Raw genomic sequence first — 26,306 nt, forward strand, 5'->3', positions numbered from 1 at the left:
ATAGCTGAACTATAAATAAAGCGCTTACATTATAATGTATGACAAACGAGCCTATGTCTCATCTCGGTATTCTTGCTGCATGCGGCATATCCATGGGGTCAACTTTCTTCCCTATCGTCCTCTTATACCATCACCTCCTGTATAGGAATAATATGCATCTAACTTACTGGTAATATCATTAAAATAATACCATTATATTACATAACGTTGCAATGAAAATAGCTATCTACCTACCATGATCTCTCTCTGTTTTTGTATCCTGTCCAGATGAAAAATAGCGACCGCTCTCCGTAACCCTACCGGAAATCAATCGCCTCTACTTCCTTATCAGGAAATCTGTTTAACCGTACCTCTCGCGAACTTGAAACTCAGAAGCGGCCTACCCCTACGAACACAGCTAACGCCAGGAACACGATATTCACGCCAATTTGCTTATACTCCTTACGGGCAATGTGGAATATGGCTCCTAACAGTACAACGACAGCAAGACCAATGGCCGCCAGTGGCGTCAATCCAGGGGCGATATCTGTTGCTTGAGGAACAATAAGTCCAATGACCCCAACCAGTTCCAAGATCCCGATAAAAAATACTAACCCTCTCGAAACTTCGCTTGCCCAAGGCCACGATTTCTTTGCCTGTTCATACTGGAACGCCTTCATCCATCCCGAGAAAATAAATCCTAAACCCAATATACCTTGAACAATCCATAAAGCCATATTCATAACTCGTAAGCCCCTCTTCTTGTATATGATCAACACCTAGGCATATAATATTTTATGGGGTAACTATTTGGAAGTAGGCACTTAAACTAAACATAGTATACAAAAAGAAACCTTAGATAAATAAAGGATTGGAGGGCTTCCTATGAGTACTTACTGCAAGTTTGAAACGGCGTTGGACATCCTTGTTGGAAAATGGAAACCGGTGATTTTACTTCGGCTTTTCGCCAATGGCACCATGAGATTTAGTGAACTTCAGAGGGCCATCCCTGACATTACCAAGAAAATGCTCACCCAACAATTAAGGGAATTGGAGTATCACGACATCGTCCATCGTGAGATCTATCAGCAGATTCCTCCCAAAGTTGAGTACTCCATCACGGAGTACGGTCAACGAATGACCCCTTTATTACAAGCCATGAATGATTGGGGCGAGGGTCACATCGATCATTTGAACGAGCTTTATGGGGAAGATCTGACGACTGAGCTGCCTGAACGCAGCTAAATAATACACCGGTGATCTCACCATTAACATTACGTTCTTCTTCTACAGCATGAATGAGAGGTTTCAACTGAAGAGGCTGCACCCTTTGTTACGGATGCAGCCTCTTCAATATTTTATATCACAGGAAGCTATCACCTTCTTACAGTGAACCCTCAAGGTTTGCAGGTTGATTTCCCTCATTCACCAAACCTTGAATAAAGGTCTCAACATTGGGCGCAAGCCAAGTGATCTTGTAGCCTTCTGCTTTATTCACATGGACAACCTCGGGCTCACCGGCATTGCCGGATTCACGATAATCCAGCATCACGACCTCTGAATCGGAAGGACACTCACATAGAATGATACCAATCTCGGGGTAACCTCCATTTTCTATGATCACTCGACTGCCCGTTTCTCCACACAATGAATGTGCCTTCTCCCGTCCAACACCCAGGATATTCGAAATTTCAACTTGAATCTTCCCACCATTCTCCGCCTGACTAACCGGAAAATAACGATAGTGGGGCACACCGCCATTATGTAGTTTCATCATGTTCACATAGAATGTCGGCAGCTTGAACACCAGCTGCTCTTCCACTGCTTCAATTTGCTCATCGGTAGGAGGGGACAACACATATTGATCGACGTTTGCTGGACTGTCATTCCAGAAGCTCGTCGATTCGGGGGGGATACCAGGTGCAGCTTCGATGGTGATTTCAGTCACCGAGTGGACTGTATCCACGGGCTCCTCTACCGCTGCTTCTGTGAGCTCGTCTGCTGTTTTATTCCGAATCCATTCCAGGAACTCCTGTGTATCCTCATCTCCCGGCTCTAATCGGTCCGCTGCTTCGAAAGCTTCACGTGCGTTCTCATATTGCTCCAAATAATAATACGCCAGACCAATGCGGTAATGCCAAAGTGGGTCATTTTGTCCCTCTTCTTCAACCGACAGGAATTGCTCCACCGCCTCCTGGTAACGCTCCAGATTATTCAACGCTCTACCCAGATGGTTGACCAGAATATAATCCCGTTCCTCTTCCGGAACCTCTGTAATCGCATCTATAATCTCTTCATATTCATCCTGTTCATGCCAAGCCTCTAGCCGTTCCAAGAGTTCATCATTCATTGACCTTGCCTCCCTCTCTTATTCGTTGTAGAAATTATATCAATAAATTATGAATAAAAAAAACGCAGCTTCATCGAGCTGCGAACAATAATCATCGTGAAGTGATCAAATGATAGATATCGATAATTTACGCCTACCTTGCTGTAATCTATTTGGTATTCATAACAAGCGAATATTTATTGAAAATCCAGGACTCCCTCATATCATTCACAGCTTCCTTGCTAATCCGAACAGAGGTCTTTTGCTCGTGTAAACCTTCTGGTCCAGGTACAGAGAAACGAAGCAGTTTGGTCATTTTTTTAATCTCACTCACCACTTCATCATAGAGTGCATACGTCAACGGCTGATGCTCCCGAATATCCTCGTATATATAATACTTACCTTTCTCATCCTCCATATGGATTGCGAGCGCTTTGGGAAAAGATAGCAAGATAGATGGCAATTCATCCTCCGCCCATTGTCCAAAATACGGAAAGCTGACACCCTCGTTCCTTAAGAAAAATCCAGACTTCCCCTGATCCAGCATACTCAAGAGCGAATATACGTAATGAGGAGGGCTCTCCTCTTTGTTCTCTTCCTCTGCAGCAGTATAAGATTGATAAAATCGGCTATACGCCTCATATACCTGATCATAATCATACTTGGTCTGCGCATGGTTGGGTCTGATAAATTGAACCTGTTTCTGCTCGAAAAGGGCTAGCAGGCTTTTGAGCTCTTCAGGCGTAATGAAAAATTTCAGTTTATAAAATCCACTGTTCTTTAATCGTTCCATTCTCTCACCACCAATTATAAAATGGAGTCTCCTATTTCACTACTATTAGACGAAGAGAGCCTTATGTGCGAATTCTCCATTTTGTAGATATGCCGTTCCTCTTATTTGCCGTCCACATATTTTGAAGAGAGATAGTTTTGATCATAACGGATAAGGGGAGCGGTCCACATGGGAGTCATGCCAAAAAGCTCTATCAAAAAGCAGGGAGTTTCTATTATTGCCTGCACGAAACGTCAGAGTTATATAAGGAACCTATTTAAGAACTACAGCCGACAGATCCACGCCAAGAAAGAACTTATCATTATTATCAACAACAATAACATCCCCCTTACGCCTTATCTAAGTTTAGCGAAAAAATTCCCAAACGTACACGTATATCGTCTTCCAGAACGTACCTCCCTAGGTGCCTGTCTTAATTACGCGATCAAGAAAACAAAATACAACTATATTGCCAAGTTTGATGATGATGATTACTACGCTCCCTATTATTTGACGGAAAGTTTGCTGACCTTTCAAAGAACTAAAGCCGATGTCATTGGCAAGCGGTCTCATTATATGTATTTACGTGGGTCAAAGACGTTTATCCTTCGTTTTCCACATGATGAACATCGACCTGTGACTCTAATCCCTGGTGCAACTCTCGTTTTTAAACGCAAGGTAATAAACAAAGTGCCTTTCCCAAATCAAAGCGTCGGTGAGGATGATCTTTTTTGCATTAGAAGCAAACGAAAAGGATACCGCGTTTATTCTGCTGGAAAAAGTAATTTTGTCGCGATTCGCAGGAGAAATTCATCCAACCATACTTGGATCATTAGCGATAAAGAACTAATCTCTCAGAGCCGAAAAATACCTTCTGTTACGAACTACAAGAAATATGTGCAGAAAAAGCCAAAGGGCTTATTATAATGGTGAAACCAGACCGTTCTCGTGATTTAAATGGAGTTTCTATCATTGTTTGTACCAAACGGCGACAATGCATGGGCAACCTTTTTCGTAACTACAGCAGACAGAATTACAAGATGAAAGAGCTTATCATCATATTAAATAATAATAATCTGCGTGTGAACGAATATATCCAGGCGGCAAAACAATATAGAAATGTAAGAATAGTTTCTCTGCCGGAACAAGTATCGCTTGGACATTGCCTAAATTATGGAGCTTCATTATCTAATTTCAATCTCATTGCTAAGTTTGATGACGATGATTATTATGCTCCTCTCTATTTAACAGATAGCGTGCATACTTTGTTAAAAACCAAAGCAGATATTGTAGGGAAACGAGCCCACTACATGTACTTGAGCAGCAAAAAACTCCTTCTGCTACGTTACCCTACCAAGGCGAATCAATATGTTCCCCTGGTTCAAGGAGCGACCCTGCTCGTAAAACGACATGTCATAAGCGAGGTTGGCTTTCCCGACCAAAATCGAGGAGAATGCGTGACGTTTTGTTCGGACAGCCTGGCAAAGGGCTATAAAATTTATTCAGGTAGTTCATCCCATTTCCTTGCGATTCGCAGGAGGAACTCCAAAGATCATACGTGGATCGTAAGCGATAAAGAGCTTTTAACAAGAAATGTTAAAGTGCTGAAAGTGAGAAACCCAAGAAAATTTATATGCCAACACGATAACTTTACAGATCGATGATTCTGTTGACGGCAGGTTGAATCTCAAAAAAAGAGCAGCATTTCGCTGCTCTTCTCTGTTCTCGATCCCGGTATTCATATGTGATGGACTCAAGCCAAATACTCGGCCATAATCTGCTCAATATCAAACGGGGTAATTCCTTGCTCCACCGAATAGATTGTATCGGCCTGATCCAACGAATCTACCAGTTCACCCCTGGCCTTGGCATGGAGCGTGAACAAGTCGTATAGATCCGGTTTACGCAACGTGGTCAGGGCTTTACCCATCAGGACCATCCCTTTTTGATTACCCTCGACATTATTGTAATAATCCGGGTGTCTAGTCAGTGCCAGATCTGTCCAAATGACTGTACGCTCCACCAGATCCATAATAACGGGAATCGCGATCTGCGTATCTGCTGTGATATCAATCTTGTTAGACACCGTGGACGGCTCGAAGATCTCGCCAGAACCTGGCTTCTTCCGCATCATCCAGCCCACAAAGCATTCCGGCAAATCACAATACGGATGACTCGTAAAGGAAAGCAGACTCGCCACCACATAACGTCCGCCATAAGCAACAATTGACGGAATATGCAGGTCAATAAACTCACTCGCACCATGAGGGGCTGTAACGATATCCCCGCTATGGGCGGCCCGGTATTTGGATGATCGCAGATTCGTATAGGAGATGTGCTCTACATAGTTCCAGTTCTCATCGTACATCACCGCAGACAGATCAATATCTACACGCCCCGTTGCTTGACCGTTCACGGTCCCTTCCTTCCACCAGTTGAAGAAACGAATCGTGTTTCCTTCTGCCATCGGCACTCGGCTTCCCCGAACAATCGTATGAAGAGCCTTGCTCGCCGATCTTTGGGAAAAGGGAACCAGATAATCATGGAGCTGTGGATCGACATACGTCTTCCCTAGCGAAGGAAGGGCGGTGAAACGCTGCACTAGCGCCTGTTCACACATCTGCACAACGGCACGACAAGTGTCATCGTCCATCTCGGGAAGCTGATTCGGAATGGCGAAAGCCTTCGCTACATTGCCTTTCGGGAAAAATACACGCAGATCCTGCGGTTCATTACGCTGGGCAAAATGCTGCTTTACCTGCAACAAAACCGGGGTCGATACTTGCTCCAAAATTTCTCCGAACGCCAGCAATACATACTCCATATCCGTGGTAGAACGCAACAAGTGATCCAATCTTCTCGCAAATTCACCAGGGCGCTGCTTCAACAGCTCAATCAAACTCCACACATTCTGGTATTGGAAGGCAAGCTCCATACTCCCGTTAAAGGTCGTAAACGACTTGTTATTACGCAAAATATCAAAAGCTTCCTCGCATCGCGGGTAACGAAGCTTATATTCAGATGGATGCAGAATTTCGCCCAGACGAATCCAGCGATTCTTGTAACGGAGCATGTCTTCCGTAATTGAACCGCATTGCTCCAGAAGACCAAGCAGCAGGCGTCTTTCACTCCGCTTGAATTTGCAAAAAGGCGAAGCCAGAGCCAGGCTGACATCACCATCCGACCAGGCCACAGCAAGACGAAGCACATCCGTTGCCGTTCTGAAATACGGGCCGATTCGGTCGATATTAGCCTTTTCATACTTTAATAAGGAAGCTACTACGAACCCCACATTTTCCTTAAAAGGAATCTCGGCTGGCAACAGCGCATCCACTTCATCCGGTTCCGCATGCTCCAGCACCATATCGATATCTGCTTTGTCTGTCTCCGAGATGGAGCCCTTCGCTTCAATTAGTTGGCGGATGAGCGTCTGGAAGTCTTGCTTGTTGCCGAGGCCAATAATTTTCAGGTTCACTTTATCCAGCAAAGGTACTCTTTCCACGGGTTCGCGATTCGGATATACCAAGGTTAGATAATGAAGGATAGCATTCAGGTAGAGTTCCACCTCATCTTCCTCCATCACCTGTGTTGGAAAACCAGGGTACATCGGTTTGTAGTCCACATGCGCGCCGACCATGATTCTCAGATCAGCCACAACCTGGCCCACCAATACTTCAAATGGTTCCTTGGATAACGTTCGCACGGCTTGCATCAATTCATCCGAGAAGGTGTATCCAAGCGTTTCTATATTTTTAAGGGCAGTCGCCAAATAAACTTTCGGCAGCTGTTTCTCCCCTTGTTCTTGCTCGATCATGAGTTTGTTCGCTCTGCGCAAATAGATGGTATTGTTCATGATAAAAGAGTCCAGGAAAGTCATATCCCTACAATTGGTGGTCTGCTGTAGAAGGAAGGAATATGATAGCCTGGACGCCTCCTCTCTGAATTGAGATCTTCAGGAAAGCGGCAACCCTAAGTTCGCCAATGAAGTTAGAAGGAAGGATCGCCATAGCCTGAAGGCCAAAGGTCCGAAGCTTGTGACCCGAACCTTTGATGAACCCATCATCTCAGATTCCACGATCTCCCAACAGGGCGAAAGTATTACGACATGCGAAACTATGGAGGAATTCTCTGACTTATGTCGAGCAGTACTGAAGAACGGCATACAACTGATGGTACATAAAAAAAAGAGCTAAGCACGGTTTTTAGCCGGCCTAGCTCTTTATCGCACCTACTATAGAGCAGGTTGCATACAGCTCGTTACATCCGAACGACTGATTTCTCAGCCGTCAGCCCAAGCACCCGAGCGGTTGAAGCATGTACTTGGTTTAGAAGACTAAGATTGTCAACCAGTGATTCGCCATAGGAAGGAACCATTTCCTTGATCTTTGGTTCCCAGGCATCCATATGCTGCGGGAAGCACTTCTGGAGAATCTCCAGCATCACGTGAACAGCAGTTGAAGCACCCGGCGAAGCTCCGAGCAATGCCGCAATCGAGCCATCCGCCGCAGTGACTACCTCCGTGCCGAATTGAAGGGTTCCTTTGCCGCCTTGAGCCGTATCCTTAATCACCTGCACACGCTGGCCCGCCAGTACCATATCCCAATCCTCGCTCTTGGCATCTGGAACAAAGTCACGCAATTCGGCCATGCGTTGTTCCTTGGATAACATGAGTTGTTGGATCAGGTATTTGGTTAGTGAAATTTCTTTGACGCCTGCCGCGAGCATCGTGAGCAAATTGTGCAGCTTCACGGACGTAATCAGATCGGCATTGGAGCCTGTTTTTAAGAATTTGGGCGAAAAGCCGGCAAACGGTCCGAATAGCAGTGACTTCTGGTTCTCAATAAATCGGGTGTCCAAATGCGGAACAGACATTGGCGGAGCACCCACCGAAGCTTTTCCATATACTTTGGCATGATGCTGTTCCACGACTTTCGGATTTTTGCACACCATAAAGATGCCGCTAACTGGGAAGCCGCCGATATGTTTACCCTCAGGAATGCCGGCTTTTTGCAGCAAATGCAAGCTTCCGCCGCCCGCACCGATGAAAACGAATTGTGCGGTGTGCCGTTCGACGGTTCCGCTCTTCAGATTTTTCACGGCTAATTCCCAAGATCCATTGCTTGTGCGTTTCATATTCTTCACGCTATGTTGGTAGTGGATATCCACGTTTTGGCTCTTTAAGTGTTCCATTAGCATACGCGTTAAAGCACCAAAGTTAACGTCCGTACCGGAGTCAATTTTGGTGGCTGCAATCGGTTCATTGCCCGTGCGGTTTTTCATCATCAGCGGAATCCATTCCGCCAGTTTTTTCTTATTATCCGAGAATTCCATGCCAACGAATAACGGATGTTTCGATAACGCTTCAAAGCGTCTTTTTAGAAACAGGACATTCTGCTCTCCATGTACATAACTCAAATGAGGAAGCGGCATAATGAAGTCCCGCGGATTACGAATCAGATTGCTTTTGACGAGATAGGACCAAAATTGCCTTGAGATTTGAAAATGCTCATTCACCTTAATCGCTTTGCTAATATCTACGGATCCGTCTGGTCGTTCAACGGTATAGTTAAGTTCGCACAATGCTGAATGCCCGGTTCCGGCATTATTCCATTCGTTGGAGCTTTCCTCCCCCGCACTGGCGAGCTTCTCAAAAACCTTAATATTCCAGTCTGGTGCCAATTGTTTAAGCAAAGTTCCCAAAGTTGCACTCATAATTCCGGCACCAATCAAGATAACATCTGTACTCGTTTGTCCCTGGCTCATGTCTACCGTCCTTATATCCTATATTTGCCAAAAGGATGTAAGCGTTATCGATTTGGCATTGCAGCAAGCCCCATTCTTGAACAGGCCCGCCCCTTCTCTGAATGATATAACCTTGATCTAGTGTATCAATAATATGGATCAATTTAAATATGCAATTTGAAGATATTTGCTATTCCATCAGTATACGCTAGTTTATGTCAGATAGATAACCCGGTTATAGGGCTGAAAGATTAATTTGTTCAATAAAAAGAGACAATTCTGCTTGCGTAGCCTGAATTGTCTCTGAAAGATGAGCGTGTTGGTACCTTTGCCTTTAAAAATTCGTCCTAAAAAAAGATCAAGATGCTACTCTCAATGTTATCCCTGATAAAGTTCTAATTTTTTCATGAAATTAGTCAATAATTCAGTATACTCTTCCTGATCCTCTTCGTCAGCCCATTCAATATTAGACAGGTTTCTGTTAATATCCTGGAGCAACGATGCAAGCTGTGATAATTCTTCAAATTGATTTAATTCAATCGAGTAGAGTATTTTTAATAAATGACCATCATACATTTCCCCAGCAAGTGGATCACTTTTTAAAATTTCCAAAGCTTTTTTTATACCAAGATCCATAAAAACATTTTGAGCTAGCATTCTACTAACATCTTCTAATTCTATCTCATCTATTGTTTTATCGATAAGTCTGTTGTACCACTGATCCAAAGGAAACTCAGATTCTTCATTCTGAATATTTTGTTGTAGAGAGTATATCTCTTTAATTGGTTTGTTCATTTACTTTATTCCTCCAAATGGTTCAAATAAATCCTCAATCTTCTTTAAATTTGTGTTGGCCTTGTCCAAAGCATTTTGCAATGTACTTTTCAGAGAATTCGATAGATTAGGGTTTTGTAATGAACCTTCTAAACCTCGTTTTATTTTACTTAATCCCTTATACGAGTCCTGCATCTCTTGTAAATGGTTCCAGTATCCTCCTGTTTTTTTATTTGGCACTGGATTTCCTTGTAAATCTCGTAACGTTCCCGAAAAATCCATTTCAGTTAGATGCTTATCAATTATATTATCTAATGTTGTAAGGTTTCTTTGTTGTGCTCTAGAAAGGTCTTCGACAATAGGAGCATTCGGCGTTCCCACAGCTGCCTTTCCCTCTGACTTCTCAATCTTCTTCGTACTCGATTCAGCCTTCTTTATATTATTCTTAATTTTTTCTGCCAAACCGGATGACGATGTTCGAAACGGTCCTGAACGTCCTGGAAAGCTCCCGCGAACCATCTGAATCGCCATAAACAGTTGGGCAAACTTTAGAGCGGTAACCATGGTTCGAGCATAAGAATCAGAGACAGTTTCTCCTGTATAGGGATGTATTCCGTTCTGGAATGCCTTGATCTGTAGTGAAAATATATCATCCCCAGGTGGTTCAACCTTCACACCTTCCATGCGATTAACATCCAGATGTCCATGATCCTTCTCATACGCCTGAAGGGCAGCCTGATCCGCATCACCATCCTCGTTGACAGGCATCCACACCCACTTTCCAAACATATTGATTCGTGCCATCCGATATCCCTTATCACCCGAGCTTGAATCACCTGCTGAATTGGTCATGATTGCTGCGGCACCGACTGCTCCAGTTGCACCACCCAGACTTACCAACTGAGCATCTGCATCCTGGAAGCGCGTAGCGATGTCCTTCAATTCCTTGGATGTATTCACCATACTCTCCAGCGCCTTATCCAGTATAGGGCGTGATTGCTCAAACTCATAGAAAAACCGCTCCTGCGTCGCACCCATCCACATTGTCTGAATGAACATGATCTGTCTCGTCAGATCACCACGTATACTCTCCAACTGTTGTCTGGCTTGATCCACCTGATTCGATACGTGATGCAGTTGTTCAGGGGTTACTTTGATTGTACTCATACGTTTCTCCGCTCATTTTAAAATAGGATTAACCTATGTTAGCAGAAGTTTGTAGCACAGACCATCCGGCTAATATCCTGATTTGACCATTTCTAAAACATAAGCTGTACCCATCATCGGTGCTATGGTCCTATATGCATTTACCCATTTCAGAGTACTTATCACCAGCAAATAATCCCCTTACCCTATCTCCTCCAAAAACGCCCGATACCGCCCAACCTGCTCCTCCGTCGCACATTCCCGCAACGATTCCAATAGGGCCACGCATTTTTTGAAATACCGATTCATCTCAAGCTCATCTGCTAATCTGAGTGCCTGCAAAATGAACTCCACCGCTTTCTTTTGCCTTCCCATGCATTGTTCGTATAAAGCCCTGTGATAACAGTAATGGTACATATTTCCGTTGTTTGAAGAATCTATTTCTCTGCCGACAACCTGAACCTGACTCGCAAACATATGTAAAACTCGATCAATCTGCCAACGATACCGAACCGCCGCCTCCACAATCGTTCTCAGTCCTGCTATACATTCCTCTGGATGCTCTAGCAGAATATTCACATACTCCTCCAGCATCTCTGCATGCCCTGCTTCAATCTCCAGCGCATACCGATTCACCTGTGCTCGATGCCTAAACTCCTGCATTACCTGCATTCCCGTCTCACCCAGCTCTTCCATCCACCCCAGCTCTACATACTGGTCAATACACGCCCGCGCCTGATCCACCTGCCCCATCTTCTGGTGAGCCACGCCCCGCATTTGGAGACTGAACCCGTGATAATAGATCAACGGACGCTCGGTATGAATATAGGGTAAAGGTAACCCCTTGGTTCGATGCTCCTGTCGCTCTTCATGGATGCACTGCACACACTGGTACAACATATCCGCCCTCTCCATCACTTTGCTCCAATTTTCAAAAGCATAAGCCATGTCCAACATTTCAACAATAATGTCCGGTTTAAGTGATTTCAGGATAGAAGTTCGCAAAAGGGATTCCTCCTTAATTATCCATTATCAAATAATTGTATAGTTAAATCAAAAGAAGATTAATATAAATTGTACTTATAAGTACTATTATATTCACAATCAATTTGTATCTGTTAGTCTGTAACGATTCTATAACCTCTTCTAACCTTAAGTGGAGGTGATCATATGAATTTACCAGAAAGTGTAGGGAATCGGATACGCGAGTTAAGAAAGGCCAAGGGTTGGACTCAAGAACAGCTAGCAGAAGCAGCAGGTCTTCATTACAGCTATATTGGTGGGGTTGAACGGGGAGATCGAAATATTTCTCTGGAGACTCTAGAAAAAATAATAAATGGATTTCAGGTTCCTGCTGAAGAAATCTTCAAATTCAACGAAGAATCCGAGTACAAAAGAGCTTTGGATGAACATATAACATTAATAAGTGGTAAAAGCGCAGATGAAATCGCATCATTAACGAAAATCAATAAAGAGATTCTGAATACTATAGAAAAGCTACAAAAAAGTTCTGATTAAACACATCAGCATCGAAATCAAAAAGAGTGGAGTAATCCTCACACTCTTTTTTAATTTCATGAATCTACAAAACAACCCGCTCAAAATCCGCAAACTCAATCCGATTACGCCCATTCTGCTTCGCTTGATACAACGCCTTGTCTACCGCAGCGAACAACTGAATCAGATATCCCTCCGGGTTATCCGGTACATGCTCCAATTCAAAATCCTCAATCGACAGAATGCCTATGCTGATCGTAATGGACACCTGTTCAATCTCGTGATCCACCACAATGAGGTTTGACTCCACCGACAATCTCACGCGTTCTGCAATTTGATTAGCCACGTCATGCTCCGTATGCGGAAGGTAGATCATAAACTCCTCCCCGCCATATCGGGTTAGAATATCGGTGCTCCGAATGGAATCTTTGACGGCCTGAGCCGTGCGATGCAGCACTTCATCACCGATGACATGTCCATAACGATCATTGATCGCTTTGAAGTAATCAATATCCAGCAGTATGAGTGAAAACGGCGTTTTATATTGAATGTTGGTGATGACCTCGTGATTCAGGTGTTGGGTCAGATAACGACGGTTATAGCAGTTCGTTAGACTGTCCGTCAGGGCGAGTTCTTCCAGCTTGCGATTGGCCTCGGACAACTCCAGACGAATGCGATCCAGGGCATGATTACGCTCCTGAAGCGTCTCATTCTGCCGATTCATTTCTTTGACATAGAAGCGCTCTTGAGAGACATCCTGAAACGTAAGGATATGACCCCTGGGTGCGCGCGCAGCATCAACAATGGGAGACGCTTGGAGGATATAGTGACGGATGTCATCCCACCCTACGATCACTTCAATCTGAGACAAGGTATTGTCTTTTTGCTTATACTCCTTCAGGAACTTCTGGCGGCTGCCCTCTACACGAACAGAACCCAGAAATGCCTCCATATCAAAAGAATCCCCTACATGCAGATCCATGAAGGACCGGGAGGCTTTGTTCAATTCAATAATCATCTCATTCTCATCCAGTACAAGGATGCCGTAAGGAATGGTATTGATCACATCCTCATGGGCGATGGAAACCAGATCGAACACATTGTACCTTTTAATAACATAGACGAAGAAAAGGTCGGACACGAAAATCCCCAGCGAAGTCAGTCCGGGAATGATGAACGGTAAATACGCTCTTAGAACCACATTAAGCAGAGCATCGATTGTTGCAAAAGCAGCCAGCACGAATATGCCCCATAGCGTAACTTTCACCTGATTTTTAATCATGGAGGACGTTCGAGAAGAATAAAGTGCCCGGAACAAAATAAAGAGGGACGTTACAAAGTAACTCACGAGTATAGCCATGACAACCCAGAACCAGTGTCCATATGCCCGCTCGACATAACCACCTTCCAGCGGAGTTACAAACCAACCCCATGGGTTCAGGATCACGCCAACCGCTCCAATAACCGCAGGGATGAACAATAGGAAAGATCTTTTTTGGCCTAATCGCTCCGCTTCACCCGTAATGAAGATCGTAAGCAACAGCCAACCACTCCCTAGTAAGGAAACGGCGACAAAAGATAACGTAACATAGAACAACTGCAAGCCGGGGTCCTTCGTCAACGTACTCGCAAATTGACAGAATGGCCAGAGCATCATCAACCCATGAAACAAAAAGTAAACCTTATGTAAGTTCGTAATTCTAACCGTTGCAAAAACATATACGTATACACCAAACAATAGGACGAATAGAAAGAGATCATACCATACTAATGGGCTCACGAATCTTCTCCTTTTTGCATGCGACAACGAAGATAGTATTGAACTGGGTTATTCCTAACGCTATGTGAACCTTCGATAAACCTATCAAAGATATTCCTATATTATTGCTATTGGTTAATTTAACCACATCTTATCACACCGCTAATGGAGTGAGTAGCCCATACAATGGCAAACCAACCAACCTCTGATCGAATTTTGCGCTATTTTTGCGTTTTTGTGAATGAAATTAAACGTTTGGATGCAAACCGGGAGGAAAGAAGTCCTTGTTAGCTGTCGTAAGAGGCAAGCAGGTACGTATGTAGAGCCCTCCGTCACCGGACGGCCCTCTCCTCATTCGTATACAGTAGCCAAAGGCAAATTGTCTGAGAACAAATCCGGATTATCTTGGAGCATGCCCGTGATCACTTCCGTCAACAAAGCCGCATCACACACCCTGACGACTGCATCGCCAAGCTGCCCCTTACGCATCGCACCTTTACGTTCAAGAACGTCATCCACTTTCCAAAAATGCTCCGACCATGACAATCCGCAATGTCTCCGGGAAGGCACCGAAATTTCGGTTCCATCGGGTAAAACCGTGCGTAACATCTCAGGCTCATCCGTTAATCTGCCCGGGATGTCGACCCATTCTTCGATACCATGGATAAACGTGTTCCGTTTCAGATCAACGCCGACCAAAAGAATGGTTGCCTTCCGATCAAGCAGTTTTCCCCAGGCTGAGCCTCTCGCACAAGGTGTATCGAAAAGATGATCGTCCTTCGTAAATGCTTCGGCGTCGTGTCCCAGAGCGGCTACCGAATGTGTAGGGTGCCAAGAACGTACTACTTCAGGTCGTTTGCGAAATAGTTCTGGAAGAATACCGACGCAGCATGGCGAAGATTCCACGTGGAACATCGGATTGTCCGCATTGATCGTGGACCATGTATGGGTTGGCAATACCAGCAGTCCGTCCTTCATATACTCGGTCAATGCATCCAACACCGTATCCGCGCCGCCTTCGACTTCGCCCATGCTTTTCATGGAAGAGTGAACGAGCAGCGTCCCTTGATCGTCAATGCCAAGCTGGCGCAGTTGGTGGAGCAAACTTTCTTGGGTATGTATCATGAATAGATAACCTCCTTTGGGCTATTATAGCAAAATAGAGCCTAGTCGACGGTACTAACATTATCCTTTGTATTGGAGAGATCACAAGACCCGTTTCAGGCCATATACCATGCGCCTCATGGCAAGACAAAGGGCCGAGGAACCCCCCGGCCATAAGGAAAGAATTTGTATAAGTTCCTGAATAACAAAACTATTTAATCACAACGTACTCCAGGTTCACCAATTTCGCATAGGTCACGATTTGATCAGTAGTCAGGTTCAAAGATACTACGGTATGGTGACCGCCGCCATTCTCGATCCAAGCTCTAACCCCATCCTGGAAGTTAGGCTTCACATTCCACAGTACACGGGCTACCGGCAGATTAGGTGCTGGAACCGTCGGTTCAAATGCAGACACTTCGTTGATCAACAGTTTGTAATGTGTTCCGAAGTCTGCCATGGAAACCACGACGCCTTCTCCTGCTTTGCCATCGAATACGAGACGTGCAGGATCTTCACGATCGCCAATACCCAGTGGGGACACGATGATTTTAGGTTTGTTGCTGGCGAGTGTCGGGTCAACTTCAAGCATGTGGGATTGAAGGATAGCCTCTTGACCCGCTGCCATCTCGTACGTGTAATCCTCCATGAAGCCCGTGTTTTCGTTGTGGGCCATGACTTTGAGCAGGCGATCGAGTGCAGCCGTTTTCCAGTCACCCTCTCCAGCAAAGCCGTATCCTTGTGCCATCAGGCGTTGAACAGCCAGACCCGGAAGCTGCTTCATGCCATGCAGATCTTCGAAGTTCGTGGTGAAGGCACTGTATCCACCCTCATCCAGGAAACGTTTGATCGCAATTTCATAACTTGCTTGTACATGCACGCTAGCTTCCCAAGCTTCTTTGCTGTTCGTGCCATAATCGAATTCATATAGCTCTGCATACTGAGCGATCAGATCTTCGATTTCTTGCTCCGTTACGGCATTCACGTATTGCACGAGGTCGCCGATCCCGAAATAATCGACTGTCCATCCGAATTGGATCTGTGCTTCCACCTTATCCCCTTCGGTCACACCTACGTTACGCATGTTGTCGCCAAAACGGGCAACCTTGATGTTGAAGCTTTCGTTGTAGGCTACAGCTACATCCATCCAATCCGCAACCTGCTGCTGCACTTCGGGACGCTCCCAGTAACCAACGACGATTTTGTTTTGTTTTCTCAGACGTGCATTGATGAAACCATACTCGCGATCACCGTGAGCCGCTTGGTTCAGGTTCATGAAGTCCATGTCGATGGTCGCCCATGGAATGCATTCATTGAATTGTGTCGCGAGATGAAGCAACGGTTTTTGCAGCAATTTCGTACCCCGAATCCACATTTTTGCAGGCGAGAACGTATGCATCCAGGTGATCACACCCGCCACTTCGTCGCGATAGTTCACTTCTTTCATAATGCTCGTGATTTTATCTGCGCTTACGGCCAAATCCTGCAATACGAGCGGGTATGGCAGAACGCCACTTGCATTAAGGGCATCCGTAATTTTCTGTGCGTTGGCTTTTACTTCACCCAGTGCTTCTTCCCCGTACAGATGCTGCGAACCTACGACGAACCAAAACTGTTTAGCTGCTGTTGCTGACATGTAATCATCCTCATTTCATTTTTATAGTTGAACAAATGGGTTACACTTACCACTCCGATTGCAGTACCATCTTCCGATCGCTGGTTATCCCCGGATTTCTTTGATCAATTTTAATAAGGATGATATCCGGTTATAAAGGCGAGCGCTTCGCTTCTACAGATTAGTACTGCACTCTCCGTTATCGTGTAAAAGTTTGATACAACTTCATTGGTAGTAGTAACAAACAACTTATTCGCTTGAATTATTATCAACCGATCGCTACATAACCAAATTACTTCTGTCCGTAATAGGCGTCTTTTCCGTGTTTCCGCAAATAGTGTTTATCCAAAATGCCTTGCGGCAGTTCTTTTGCAAAGTTATTCAATTGCCGCGCATACAGGTTCATTTTGCATACTTCCTCCAGTACGACACTGTTCACAACCGCCGACTTGGCGTCTTTGCCCCATGTGAACGGTGCATGACCATGGAGCAGAACTGCCGGGATCGCCATCACATCTAGCCCGCGCTGTTCAAATGTTTCAATAATGAGACGGCCCGTCTCCGCTTCGTATCCGCGATCAACTTCATCCTGGTTCAAGAAACGGGCACAAGGTACGGCACCATAGAAGGTGTCAGCATGCGTCGTCCCCATCACGGGTACGTCCAGACCAGCTTGCGCCCAGATGGTCGCCCAGGTGGAATGAGTGTGCACGATACCACCGATTTCCGGGTAATGTTTGTACAGCACCGCGTGAGTCGCGGTATCAGAGGAGGGTCTCATTTCGCCCTCCACCACATTGCCGTCCAAATCAACCACAACCATGTCGCTTGGCTTCATCTTGTCATAACTGACACCACTCGGTTTGATGACAAACAGGCCACTATCCCGATCCATTGCGCTGACATTACCCCATGTGAACTTCACAAGTCCGTGCTTCGGCAGCTCCAGATTCGCCTCATAGACCTCTTCTTTCAGTTGTTCTAACATGTGTTAGTCCCTCCCGTTCTCTACCAGATGATCTACCGCCGCCTGCTCAATCGCGAGGCCCTTCCGATAACGTTCGATAAATGCTTCAAACCCTTTGACATCCGATGCATCCGGCGCAACTTCCTCACCCTGGACATCGCTGAAGACCTTCTGCTCTAGGAACACATCCAGACTCTCCTGCTGATCCTTGTTGATCATGTACGAGGCCAGAAGCGCCATACCCCATGCGCCGCCTTCACCCGCTGTAGACATGACTGACACCGGGACGTTCATCGCTGCGGCTACGATCCGCTGTCCGACGACAGGAGTTTTGAACAGACCACCATGAGCCAAGATGCTGTCAATCGCCACATGCTCGTTCTTCGTCAAAATGTCCATGCCAAGCTTGAGCGCACCAAACGCGGTGAACAGATGTGTGCGCATGAAGTTCGCCAGATTAAATTTGCTTTCCGGTGAGCGCACGAACAATGGACGGCCTTTATCGATGCCCGTAATGTTTTCACCCGAGTAATAACCGTAGCTCAGCAAACCGCCACCATCCGGGTCAGCTTCCAAAGCCTTATTGAACATCACGCTGAACAATTTGCCGGTGTCGACTTCGTATCCCATAGCCTCGGAAAATTCACGGAACAATCCAAGCCAAGCGTTGATGTCGCTGGAGCAGTTATTGGCATGCACCATGCCTACCGGACTGCCGTCCGGCGTCGTAACCATATCGATCTCGGGATACACTTTGGACAATTCCTTCTCCAAGACGATCATTGCGAACACGGAGGTGCCGACGGAGATGTTGCCCGTACGCTTCCTCACGCTATTCGTTGCTACCATGCCCGTTCCGGCATCGCCTTCCGGCGGACAGAGTGGAATGCCTGACTGCAAATCATTCGAAGGATCGAGTAGCTTGGCTCCCGCTTCGGTTAACTCACCAGCATTCTCACCAGCGAGATACACTTTGGGAAGAAGGTCCTCCACCTTCCACGGATAACCTTTGCTTGCAATCAGTTCATCAAACTGCTTGATCATGGATGGGTGATAGTTATGCGTAGACTCGTCGATTGGGAAAATGCCCGAAGCATCGCCGATACCGATGGCTTTATTGCCCGTCAGCAGCAAGTGTATGTAACCAGCCAAGGTTGTCAGATGATCGATGCGAGGCACATGAGCCTCTTCGTTCAAGATCGCTTGGTACAAATGAGCGATGCTCCAACGTTCAGGGATGTTAAACTGCAGAAGATCTGTCAGTTCTCTCGCAGCCTTCCCAGTAGTCGCGTTACGCCACGTCCGGAACGGTACCAGCAGTTCTCCCGCGCTATCCAGTGCGATATATCCATGCATCATGGCGGAGAATCCGATGGAGCCTACTGTTTGCAGCGTAATTCCGTATTTCCGCTCTACGTCTTGCTTCATTTCACGATACGCAGTCTGAAGACCTGTGATAATATCCTCCTGGTTGTACGTCCAATATCCGTCTTTCAGGAGGTTCTCCCATTCATAACTACCTGACGCGATGGTCTCAAAACGTTCGTCAATCAACACCGCCTTGATCCGCGTCGATCCAAATTCGATGCCGAGTGAAGTGGCTCCCTTGGTAATCGCTTCTTTCATATCCACATGACTCATGATCACGTAGTCCCCTCTCTGACCACAGTAGGTAAAAGTAAAATATAATTGGCTTAAAGATGATTGAAATGGATTCATATTTCGGTTCATTGAAAAGAATGCGCTTTCCTTTTCTGACAGCCTTAGTATATTTTTTGTACGTACATTTGTCAATAATATATAATAGTTATACTTACATTAGCTAAGATATAACGTCTAAATGATCTCATTCCTGTGCTTAAAAGGTTATTTTGTAGGGTACACATTTCTGTTTAAGGATGGGAATTGTACGGTTTATTATGTAAAACTGGCTGTTACATAGCCTTTCCATTCGAATCATGATAAAATATGTACGTACAACTATGAATATGACGATGTTTTTTTATAGATAAGTAACGATGAAAGAAGTGGACTGCGTGAAGCCAAAGTATCAGGTCATCATTGACGATATCAAAAGCAATATCCTATCGGGAACCTATAGCGTAGGCGAACAAATCCCTACCGAATCCGCACTGCAGGACAGCTACAACGTGAGCCGCCAGACGGTGCGAAAGGCCATTTTGGAGTTATCGAACGAGGGCTTTTTGAGAAGTGAGAAAGGTTCCGGCACCTATGTAAGTAATCTGTATCGATCCAGAACCGGCGGGAACACGATGAAAAAAACAATTGGCGTCATCACGACGTACATCTCCGATTACATCTTCCCCTCCATCATTCGCGGCATTGAAGGCCGCTTGAATGAGGACAATTATTCATTGCTGTTAGCCAGCACCAATAACGACGTTGAGCAAGAGAAAAAAGCGCTAGAGATGATGCTGTCCTACGGTGTGGATGGCCTGATCGTCGAACCGACCAAGAGCAACTTGTACAATCCCAACATAGCGTACTACCTTTCCTTTAAAGAGCAGGATGTACCGTTTACAATGATCAATGCTTTTTATGAAGAGCTCGAGGTGCCTTTCTTCTGTCTGGATGACGTGCAGTCCAGCTATCTAGCTACCCGGGAACTGATCGCCAAAGGACATAGCCAGATCGGCATTATCGCGAAAATGGATGATTTACAAGGGAAGTATCGGATGAAGGGATATATCAAAGCGCTGGGCGAAGCCAAGTTGCGGTTTCATCCCGATCAGGTGCTTTCGTTCGATACGGCATCGAAGCCGGACCTCTCCACCAATCTGGAGGTGTTCCTGGAGGAAAACAGAGATGCGCTAACATCCCTTGTCTGTTATAACGATGAGGTGGGGTTGGAGGTCGTACACGCATGTAGAAAGCTGGGCATTTCCATTCCAGACGAGTTATCCATTATCGGCCAGGACAATTCATACATCGCCAAGAATGCCAACATCAAACTCACGACGTTAACTCACCCCCAAGAACAAATGGGCCGTGACGCTGCAGATTGGGTCATCAAGAAACTGCAAGGCAAGAAGGATCTGCCCACCAACACCTATTACCAGCCCGTGCTGGTTGAGGGCGAGACAGTAAAAGAAATTGTGCTGGAATAGTATTGGGACTGAGCATGAAAAAAGGGCCGTTGAATTGTTCAACGGCCTCCTATCCATATATAAGTGATTAAATTACTCCCACTGAAGAGAAACCGAATCTACTTCGTTTCAGCCTCATCGTCATATTCCAAACTCACAATGACGCCTTTCTTCTCCAGTTTTTTTATAACCTGCTCCGCCTGTTCATTCAACGGATTGCCGGCCAACGATACCTCTATTAAATGGGGTATGGTGTCGAGCACTGCAATATCTTGAATGAGGTTATCCTCCACATAAAGATACTCCAATGTCGGATGGTTCTTTAACGGACTTAAATCTTGGATTTTATTTCCATCCATAATAATCCACTCTAGGTTTATTTTCTGAAGAGGACTTAGGTCCGCTACCTGATTACCGCTGGCAAGCAAACTGGTCAACTTATGTAAATTTTTCAATGGCGTTAGATTTTTAATTTGATTACCACTAATCAAGAGACTTTCTAGGTTACTTAACCCGGATAGTGGGGATAGATCTGAGATCTGATTCCCTTCAAGAACTAAGAACTCTAGTTTTTTCAACTTGCTGAGCGATGTAATATTTTTTATTTTATGACCGGGCATAATTAGATCCACCAGGTTAATGGCATGTTCAAGTCCTTGCAAATTGGAAATCTTGTTTTTGGTATCCTCGGCATATAACGATTTTAATTTCTTCAGATCGCTCGTCTTGACTTCTTTTTTAGATGATATCTTCAATGTTGCCCGAATAACTTTTGACAGAGCCACATCTTTAATAACAGGTGCAGCCGACATGGTTGTTGCCGGTAATAATATGAGAACCAAACAAAATACAATCATACTTTTTACGAATTGAGTAGGCATTTCAGTCTCCTTTAAGCATCTTAGATTATGTGTCATATGTTTATATGAAATTCCCAGAAAAGTACATCTTTTACGATGGTACTTCCTTTCTTCAACTTTGTCCATGATGAATACGTTTCGTCAAATCGCCGCCATCTCCACAACCAGAACAGTAGACCCTGAAACGGCAGATTTGGGCATCAAGAAACTGCAGGGCAAAATGGATCTTCCCACCAACACTTACTACCAGTCCGTGCTGGTTGAGGGAGAGACAGTCAAAGAAATTGTGCTGGAATAGTATTGGGACCGAGGTTTGGTTGATGTAAATTAATGTATAACCCTTTATCTATCCAGGCAAATATTAAACTTGAGTTCGACGAAAAGCTCTACACAGTTTGTGAGTATCACGACTCCATCCACCAATATGGTGGACGGAGCTTTTTGCGTCTGTTTTTCTAAACTTTTTCACTTGTTTAATGAAGAAATTGATACTTGACCGGAGGTTACCATTTACAAATTTTTCATTGACACTCCCTTTCAAATAAAGATATATTTATTGATGTTGATAATCATTCTCATATGTAAAACGTTTTATATTCATCTGCTTTGATGAGTTTTCACAGCCAGATAGTCAGATTCAACAAATATATTACAGATTAGAAAGGGGAAACACATGAACACGAAAAGAAAGCTCTCTTTAATGACACTACTTATTTCGGTAGTGCTGATCCTAGCCCTGGTAGGTTGTGGTAGCAAGCCAGCAACTCCTGCAGCGAGTCCGGCTGCGAGTGATTCAGCAACGACCGAAACACCAGCCGCTCAAGATGAGAATACCGAATATCCGATTACGATCAAGCATGCTTTGGGAGAAACCGTTATTGAGAAAAAGCCTGAACGTGTAGCTACGGTTCAATGGGCTAACCATGATGTCGTTCTCGCTCTTGGACAAGTTCCAGTAGGCTTCTCGGCGGCAAACTTCGGCGTTCAAGATGACAGCGGACTGCTGCCTTGGACTGCGAAAAAACTCGAAGATCTCGGCGTAACAGACCCGAATGTTTTCAAGGACACAGACGGTCTTGATTTTGAAGCCATTTCCGATTCCAACCCGGATGTCATTCTTGCAGCTTACTCCGGTATTACTCAGGAAGACTACGATCTTCTTAGTGAGATTGCTCCAGTTGTAGCTTATCCGACTGCACCTTGGGCAACAACTTGGCGTGAACAGGTTCTCTTCAATTCCGAAGGTATGGGCATGAAAGCAGAAGGCGAGCAACTGATTAAAGACACTGAGGCTATGATTAATGAAAAAGTAAGCGCCTATCCTCAGATTAAAGACAAAAAAGTGGTTTGGGTAAACTTCTCAGCTGAAGATATGTCTAAACTGCATATTTATACACCTGTAGACTCCCGCGTCTCATTCCTGAATGAGTTGGGACTGGTTGTTCCAGAAAGCATCACTAGCCAAATTACGGACCCTAACAGCTACTCCCTAAGTCTAAGTGCTGAGAATGCTGAAGCCCTTAATGATGCGGATATCCTTGTTGGATACGGAAATGCCGAGTTGTTGAAAGCTCTTCAGGCTGATCCGCTTCTTGGTAAAATTCCAGCAGTTAAACGTGGTTCAGTAGCATTCATTGAAGCAGATACACCTTTGGTTGCTGCTGGAACGCCAAACCCACTGTCGATCTCTTATACGATCGATGATTATCTGAAACTGATCGGCGGAGCTATTGATAAAATAAATGAATAGTTCATCGATTCCGAATAACAATCAACCACGCTTGAATATCCCGAAAAATTTCGGGCTGGTTCTGGTCATCTGCTTTATCCTGCTCATCGTAAGTGTGGTAGCCTCACTGGTCCTCGGTTCTCGGCCAGTGGGGTTTCATGAACTAATCGACGGATTATTTCACCCGGAAGTAGACTCCTATGGGGCAAACATCGTGCGCAAACGAATTTCCCGAACTGTCTTCAGTTTATTATGTGGGGTGGCACTCGGAGTATCGGGAGCAATTATGCAAGCCGTCACGCGAAACCCGCTTGCTGACCCAAGTATACTGGGTGTTAACACAGGCGCATCTTTGTTTGTGGTATGCGGCATTGCGTTCCTGAACATCAGTAGCGCGGGGCAATATATATGGCTAGCTTTGGCTGGGGCTGCGATTACTGCAGTGTTTGTATTCGGAATCGGCTCTATGGGGCGTGGCGGCGCCACGCCCATTAAGCTTGTTTTGGCAGGAGCTGCTGTAAGCGCTGCTCTTTCATCTCTGGTCACCGCCATCATGATTCCCCGCTCGTATGTCATGGACCAATTCAGGTTTTGGCAAGTGGGAAGCGTCGGCTCGGCAACCTGGAGTGGGATCGGCACATTCATCCCGTTTCTGATCATCGGAATTCTCATTGCGTTTATTACCGCTCCGGCACTTAACGCGTTAGCGCTGGGAGATGATGTGGCTACGGGATTGGGCGTTCGAACCGGAACACTGAGGCTTATTTCCGCCCTTGCGGGTGTACTGTTATGCGGAGCGGCTACCGCTCTGGCTGGACCTATTGGTTTTATCGGATTGTTATCCACTCACGTCATACGCCTTATTATTGGGCCTGATTTACGCTTCGTCATACCCATGTCAGCCATTGCTGGTGCGATCATTCTGACGATCTCCGATGTAGGGGGCAGACTCATTAGTAACCCTGGCGAGCTTGAAGTCGGCGTAGTGACTGCATTTATAGGTGCTCCCATACTCATTATTCTAGCTATACGATCGAAAGTGCGTTCATTATGACCAATCATTCTATTGAATTTATTATGGCGGGAAGACGTCAAAGACGCCGCCGATGGATCCTTGTCACTAGTCTCCTTGCCGTACTGGCATGCATTCTATGCTGCGCCATGCTTTTACTAGGAAACACGATATATCCGGTGAAGGACGTCATTCAAGCCCTTTCCGGTGAAAAAATCAAGGGTGTCTCTTTTGCCGTGAGTACAATACGTCTACCCAGAATGCTGACCGGCCTTTTTGCCGGATTTGCGTTCGGTATTGCAGGTTACACGTTCCAGACCATGTTGCGGAATCCCCTTGCAAACCCCAATGTCATCGGGATCACGTCTGGTTCAAGTGCTGCTGCTGTTTTTTGCATCGTCATTCTTCATGCAAGTGGAGCCGTCGTGTCCTTCGCTGCGGTAATTGCAGGCCTGGTCACCGTTCTGTTCATTTATGTACTATCAAGAGGAAAAGTATTTTCCATCGGACGATTGATCCTGATCGGTATCGGCATACAAGCGATGCTTGATGCTGTCATCTCCTATCTTCTTCTGGTTAGTTCTGAAAAGGATGTTCCCTCAGCGCTCAGATGGCTCACAGGTAGTCTTAACGGTTCACAGATGCACGAGCTTCCGCCTCTTGTGATCACCGTCATCATCTGTTCGCCGATCATCATCTTGCTGGGCAAACATCTCAGCATTTTGGAGCTTGGAGAACAATCGGCATTTTCCCTGGGCGTAGACACGGACAAGACCAGAATTGCACTTATTGTAAGCTCTGTCTGTATGGTTGCGATTGCTACGGCTACCACAGGTCCGATCGCTTTTGTCTCATTCCTTTCGGGCCCTATTGCCAAAAGACTCGTCGGTGTGGGCTCCTCCAACATTATTCCGGCAGGTCTTGTTGGCGTCAACCTTGTCCTGGCATCCGATCTTATCGGACAATTTGCTTTTGAGTACAGATTCCCCGTAGGCATCATTACCGGATTACTCGGAGCACCTTATCTGATCTTCCTGTAATCCGAATGAATCGAAAGGGGGAACTATAATGAAAGCAACACATGTTTTTCAAGCCGAACAACTCGTAGCAGGCTATGAGAACAAAACGATTATACATGGTGTGAACCTCGTTATACCCAGTCATAAGATAAGCGTTATTATCGGATCCAACGGATGCGGTAAGTCCACGCTTCTTAAAACGATGGCCAGGCTCATCAAGCCCATATCCGGCAATGTCACTTTAGACGGTAAGCCCCTATCCAAAATCCCACCCAAGCAGTTAGCTCGTGTGGTGGGGCTGCTACCCCAGTCTCCCATTGTCCCGGAAGGGATCTCTGTAGCGGATCTGGTCGGCAGAGGACGGTTTCCGCACCAATCCTTGTTCAGTGGCTGGACCAAAAAAGATTACGAGGCCGTTGCCGAAGCAATGACCATCATGAATATCACCGAGTTTGCCAATCATAATATTGATGAGCTCTCAGGCGGCCAACGACAACGTGTCTGGATAGCGATGGCATTAGCGCAACAAACGGACATCCTGTTTCTCGATGAACCGACAACCTTTTTGGATATCACCTATCAAGTCGAGATTCTTGACCTGCTCACGGAGCTTAATCGGAAACACGGAACAACGATCGTCATGGTGCTTCATGACATCAACTTGTCCGCACGTTATGCAGATCATATCTTCGCACTTCATACAGGTAAGCTGGTCGCTGAAGGAGTACCCTCAGAGGTCATTACAAGCACACGGGTCAAAGACATCTTCGGCCTGGACTGCACGGTAATTGATGACCCGATTTCGGGATCTCCGATGGTTGTACCAAAAGGGCGATATCATGTGAATCATGAGGTACCTTCCTAACAGGATTTAAACCAAACAGATCTCTAACCT

Annotated in this window: 22 protein-coding genes and 2 pseudogenes; 10 read left to right on the forward strand and 14 right to left on the reverse strand. The window is 45.5% G+C overall.

Translation table 11 applies throughout. The annotated features are described in order from the left end of the window. Positions 1-368: 368 nt before the first annotated feature. Positions 369-722, reverse strand: a complete 354-nt coding sequence (locus G3352_RS09225) for a DoxX family protein (protein WP_163755889.1) — start codon at positions 720-722, stop codon at positions 369-371. Between the two features lie 142 nt (positions 723-864). On the opposite strand from G3352_RS09225, the gene G3352_RS09230 reads away from it, so the two are divergent. Beyond that, entirely contained in the window at positions 865-1,224 is a 360-nt protein-coding gene (locus G3352_RS09230) for a winged helix-turn-helix transcriptional regulator (protein ID WP_163755891.1), read from the forward strand. 139 nt (positions 1,225-1,363) lie between these two features. On the opposite strand, the gene G3352_RS09235 is transcribed toward G3352_RS09230, so the two are convergent. Together G3352_RS09235 and G3352_RS09240 are read right to left on the reverse strand one after the other, a co-directional pair. Next, positions 1,364-2,329, reverse strand: a complete 966-nt coding sequence (locus G3352_RS09235; protein WP_163755893.1) for an SMI1/KNR4 family protein — start codon at positions 2,327-2,329, stop codon at positions 1,364-1,366. A 148-nt stretch (positions 2,330-2,477) separates the two neighbouring features. Continuing rightward, positions 2,478-3,101 carry a hypothetical protein gene (locus G3352_RS09240; RefSeq protein WP_163755895.1) on the reverse strand — a complete coding sequence of 208 codons (624 nt, stop codon included), beginning with the start codon at positions 3,099-3,101 and terminating at the stop codon, positions 2,478-2,480. A gap of 168 nt (positions 3,102-3,269) precedes the next feature. On the opposite strand from G3352_RS09240, the gene G3352_RS09245 reads away from it, so the two are divergent. Together G3352_RS09245 and G3352_RS09250 are read left to right on the forward strand one after the other, a co-directional pair. Continuing rightward, positions 3,270-4,007, forward strand: a complete 738-nt coding sequence (locus tag G3352_RS09245) for a glycosyltransferase family 2 protein (protein WP_163755897.1) — start codon at positions 3,270-3,272, stop codon at positions 4,005-4,007. Continuing rightward, on the forward strand, positions 4,007-4,744 hold the full coding sequence (locus G3352_RS09250; RefSeq protein ID WP_163755900.1) for a glycosyltransferase family 2 protein: 738 nt from the start codon (positions 4,007-4,009) through the stop codon (positions 4,742-4,744). Before G3352_RS09245 ends, G3352_RS09250 begins: the two co-directional genes overlap by 1 nt. 89 nt (positions 4,745-4,833) lie before the next feature. On the opposite strand, the gene G3352_RS09255 is transcribed toward G3352_RS09250, so the two are convergent. The 5 genes from G3352_RS09255 to G3352_RS09275 form a co-directional block, all read right to left on the reverse strand. Next, positions 4,834-6,933, reverse strand: a complete 2,100-nt coding sequence (locus G3352_RS09255; RefSeq protein ID WP_163755901.1) for a TerD family protein — start codon at positions 6,931-6,933, stop codon at positions 4,834-4,836. A 404-nt stretch (positions 6,934-7,337) separates the two neighbouring features. Next, the gene (locus G3352_RS09260; protein WP_163755903.1) at positions 7,338-8,843 is read right to left on the reverse strand and encodes a malate:quinone oxidoreductase; all 1,506 of its coding nucleotides are present in this window, start codon (positions 8,841-8,843) and stop codon (positions 7,338-7,340) included. A gap of 357 nt (positions 8,844-9,200) precedes the next feature. Further along, positions 9,201-9,617: a contact-dependent growth inhibition system immunity protein gene (locus G3352_RS09265; protein WP_163755906.1), complete on the reverse strand. Its 417-nt coding sequence runs from the start codon at positions 9,615-9,617 to the stop codon at positions 9,201-9,203. Beyond that, positions 9,618-10,763, reverse strand: a complete 1,146-nt coding sequence (locus G3352_RS09270) for a WXG100 family type VII secretion target (protein ID WP_163755908.1) — start codon at positions 10,761-10,763, stop codon at positions 9,618-9,620. 180 nt (positions 10,764-10,943) lie between these two features. Next, on the reverse strand, positions 10,944-11,747 hold the full coding sequence (locus tag G3352_RS09275; RefSeq protein ID WP_163755910.1) for a DNA-binding protein: 804 nt from the start codon (positions 11,745-11,747) through the stop codon (positions 10,944-10,946). Between the two features lie 165 nt (positions 11,748-11,912). On the opposite strand from G3352_RS09275, the gene G3352_RS09280 reads away from it, so the two are divergent. Further along, positions 11,913-12,260 carry a helix-turn-helix domain-containing protein gene (locus G3352_RS09280; RefSeq protein ID WP_076287231.1) on the forward strand — a complete coding sequence of 116 codons (348 nt, stop codon included), beginning with the start codon at positions 11,913-11,915 and terminating at the stop codon, positions 12,258-12,260. A 64-nt stretch (positions 12,261-12,324) separates the two neighbouring features. On the opposite strand, the gene G3352_RS09285 is transcribed toward G3352_RS09280, so the two are convergent. The 5 genes from G3352_RS09285 to G3352_RS09305 all read right to left on the reverse strand — a co-directional run bounded on the left by G3352_RS09285 (position 12,325) and on the right by G3352_RS09305 (position 19,325). After that, positions 12,325-14,019, reverse strand: coding sequence for a diguanylate cyclase (locus G3352_RS09285; protein ID WP_163755912.1), 1,695 nt, complete (start codon positions 14,017-14,019; stop codon positions 12,325-12,327). Positions 14,020-14,349: 330 nt separating this feature from the next. Then, positions 14,350-15,120, reverse strand: a complete 771-nt coding sequence (locus G3352_RS09290; protein WP_163756044.1) for an AAC(3) family N-acetyltransferase — start codon at positions 15,118-15,120, stop codon at positions 14,350-14,352. A 193-nt stretch (positions 15,121-15,313) separates the two neighbouring features. Next, positions 15,314-16,738 (reverse strand): L-arabinose isomerase, encoded by a 1,425-nt coding sequence (gene araA / locus G3352_RS09295; protein WP_163755914.1) that lies wholly within the window; start codon positions 16,736-16,738, stop codon positions 15,314-15,316. Positions 16,739-17,009: 271 nt separating this feature from the next. Then, a complete protein-coding gene (locus G3352_RS09300; RefSeq protein WP_076287227.1) occupies positions 17,010-17,705 on the reverse strand; it encodes an L-ribulose-5-phosphate 4-epimerase in 696 nt (231 codons plus the stop codon). Between the two features lie 3 nt (positions 17,706-17,708). After that, the gene (locus tag G3352_RS09305; protein WP_163755916.1) at positions 17,709-19,325 is read right to left on the reverse strand and encodes a xylulokinase; all 1,617 of its coding nucleotides are present in this window, start codon (positions 19,323-19,325) and stop codon (positions 17,709-17,711) included. Between the two features lie 395 nt (positions 19,326-19,720). Here G3352_RS09305 and G3352_RS09310 point away from each other — a divergent pair, with 395 nt between their 5' ends. Next, complete coding sequence (locus G3352_RS09310) at positions 19,721-20,812, forward strand: substrate-binding domain-containing protein (protein WP_163756046.1); 1,092 nt, start codon at positions 19,721-19,723, stop codon at positions 20,810-20,812. 98 nt (positions 20,813-20,910) lie between these two features. Here the strand turns inward: G3352_RS09310 and G3352_RS09315 are convergent, their stop codons facing one another. After that, positions 20,911-21,777 carry a leucine-rich repeat domain-containing protein gene (locus G3352_RS09315; protein WP_163755918.1) on the reverse strand — a complete coding sequence of 289 codons (867 nt, stop codon included), beginning with the start codon at positions 21,775-21,777 and terminating at the stop codon, positions 20,911-20,913. 55 nt (positions 21,778-21,832) lie between these two features. Between G3352_RS09315 and G3352_RS09320 the strand changes: the two are divergent. The 5 genes and pseudogenes from G3352_RS09320 to G3352_RS09340 form a co-directional block, all read left to right on the forward strand. Next, positions 21,833-21,949, forward strand: a pseudogene (locus G3352_RS09320) (GntR family transcriptional regulator); the annotation flags it as partial. A 375-nt stretch (positions 21,950-22,324) separates the two neighbouring features. Then, complete coding sequence (locus G3352_RS09325) at positions 22,325-23,401, forward strand: iron-siderophore ABC transporter substrate-binding protein (RefSeq protein ID WP_163755920.1); 1,077 nt, start codon at positions 22,325-22,327, stop codon at positions 23,399-23,401. Next, positions 23,394-24,434 carry a FecCD family ABC transporter permease gene (locus tag G3352_RS09330; protein ID WP_163755922.1) on the forward strand — a complete coding sequence of 347 codons (1,041 nt, stop codon included), beginning with the start codon at positions 23,394-23,396 and terminating at the stop codon, positions 24,432-24,434. The genes G3352_RS09325 and G3352_RS09330 overlap by 8 nt, the downstream gene beginning before the upstream one ends. Then, a pseudogene (locus tag G3352_RS09335) lies at positions 24,431-25,461 on the forward strand (FecCD family ABC transporter permease). The gene G3352_RS09330 and the pseudogene G3352_RS09335 overlap by 4 nt, the downstream one beginning before the upstream one ends. Beyond that, positions 25,461-26,276, forward strand: coding sequence for an ABC transporter ATP-binding protein (locus tag G3352_RS09340; protein WP_163755924.1), 816 nt, complete (start codon positions 25,461-25,463; stop codon positions 26,274-26,276). The pseudogene G3352_RS09335 and the gene G3352_RS09340 overlap by 1 nt, the downstream one beginning before the upstream one ends. Positions 26,277-26,306: the final 30 nt, after the last annotated feature.

The organism is Paenibacillus sp. ALJ109b, assembly GCF_010747435.1.
Classification (GTDB): Bacteria; Bacillota; Bacilli; order Paenibacillales; family Paenibacillaceae; genus Paenibacillus; species Paenibacillus taichungensis.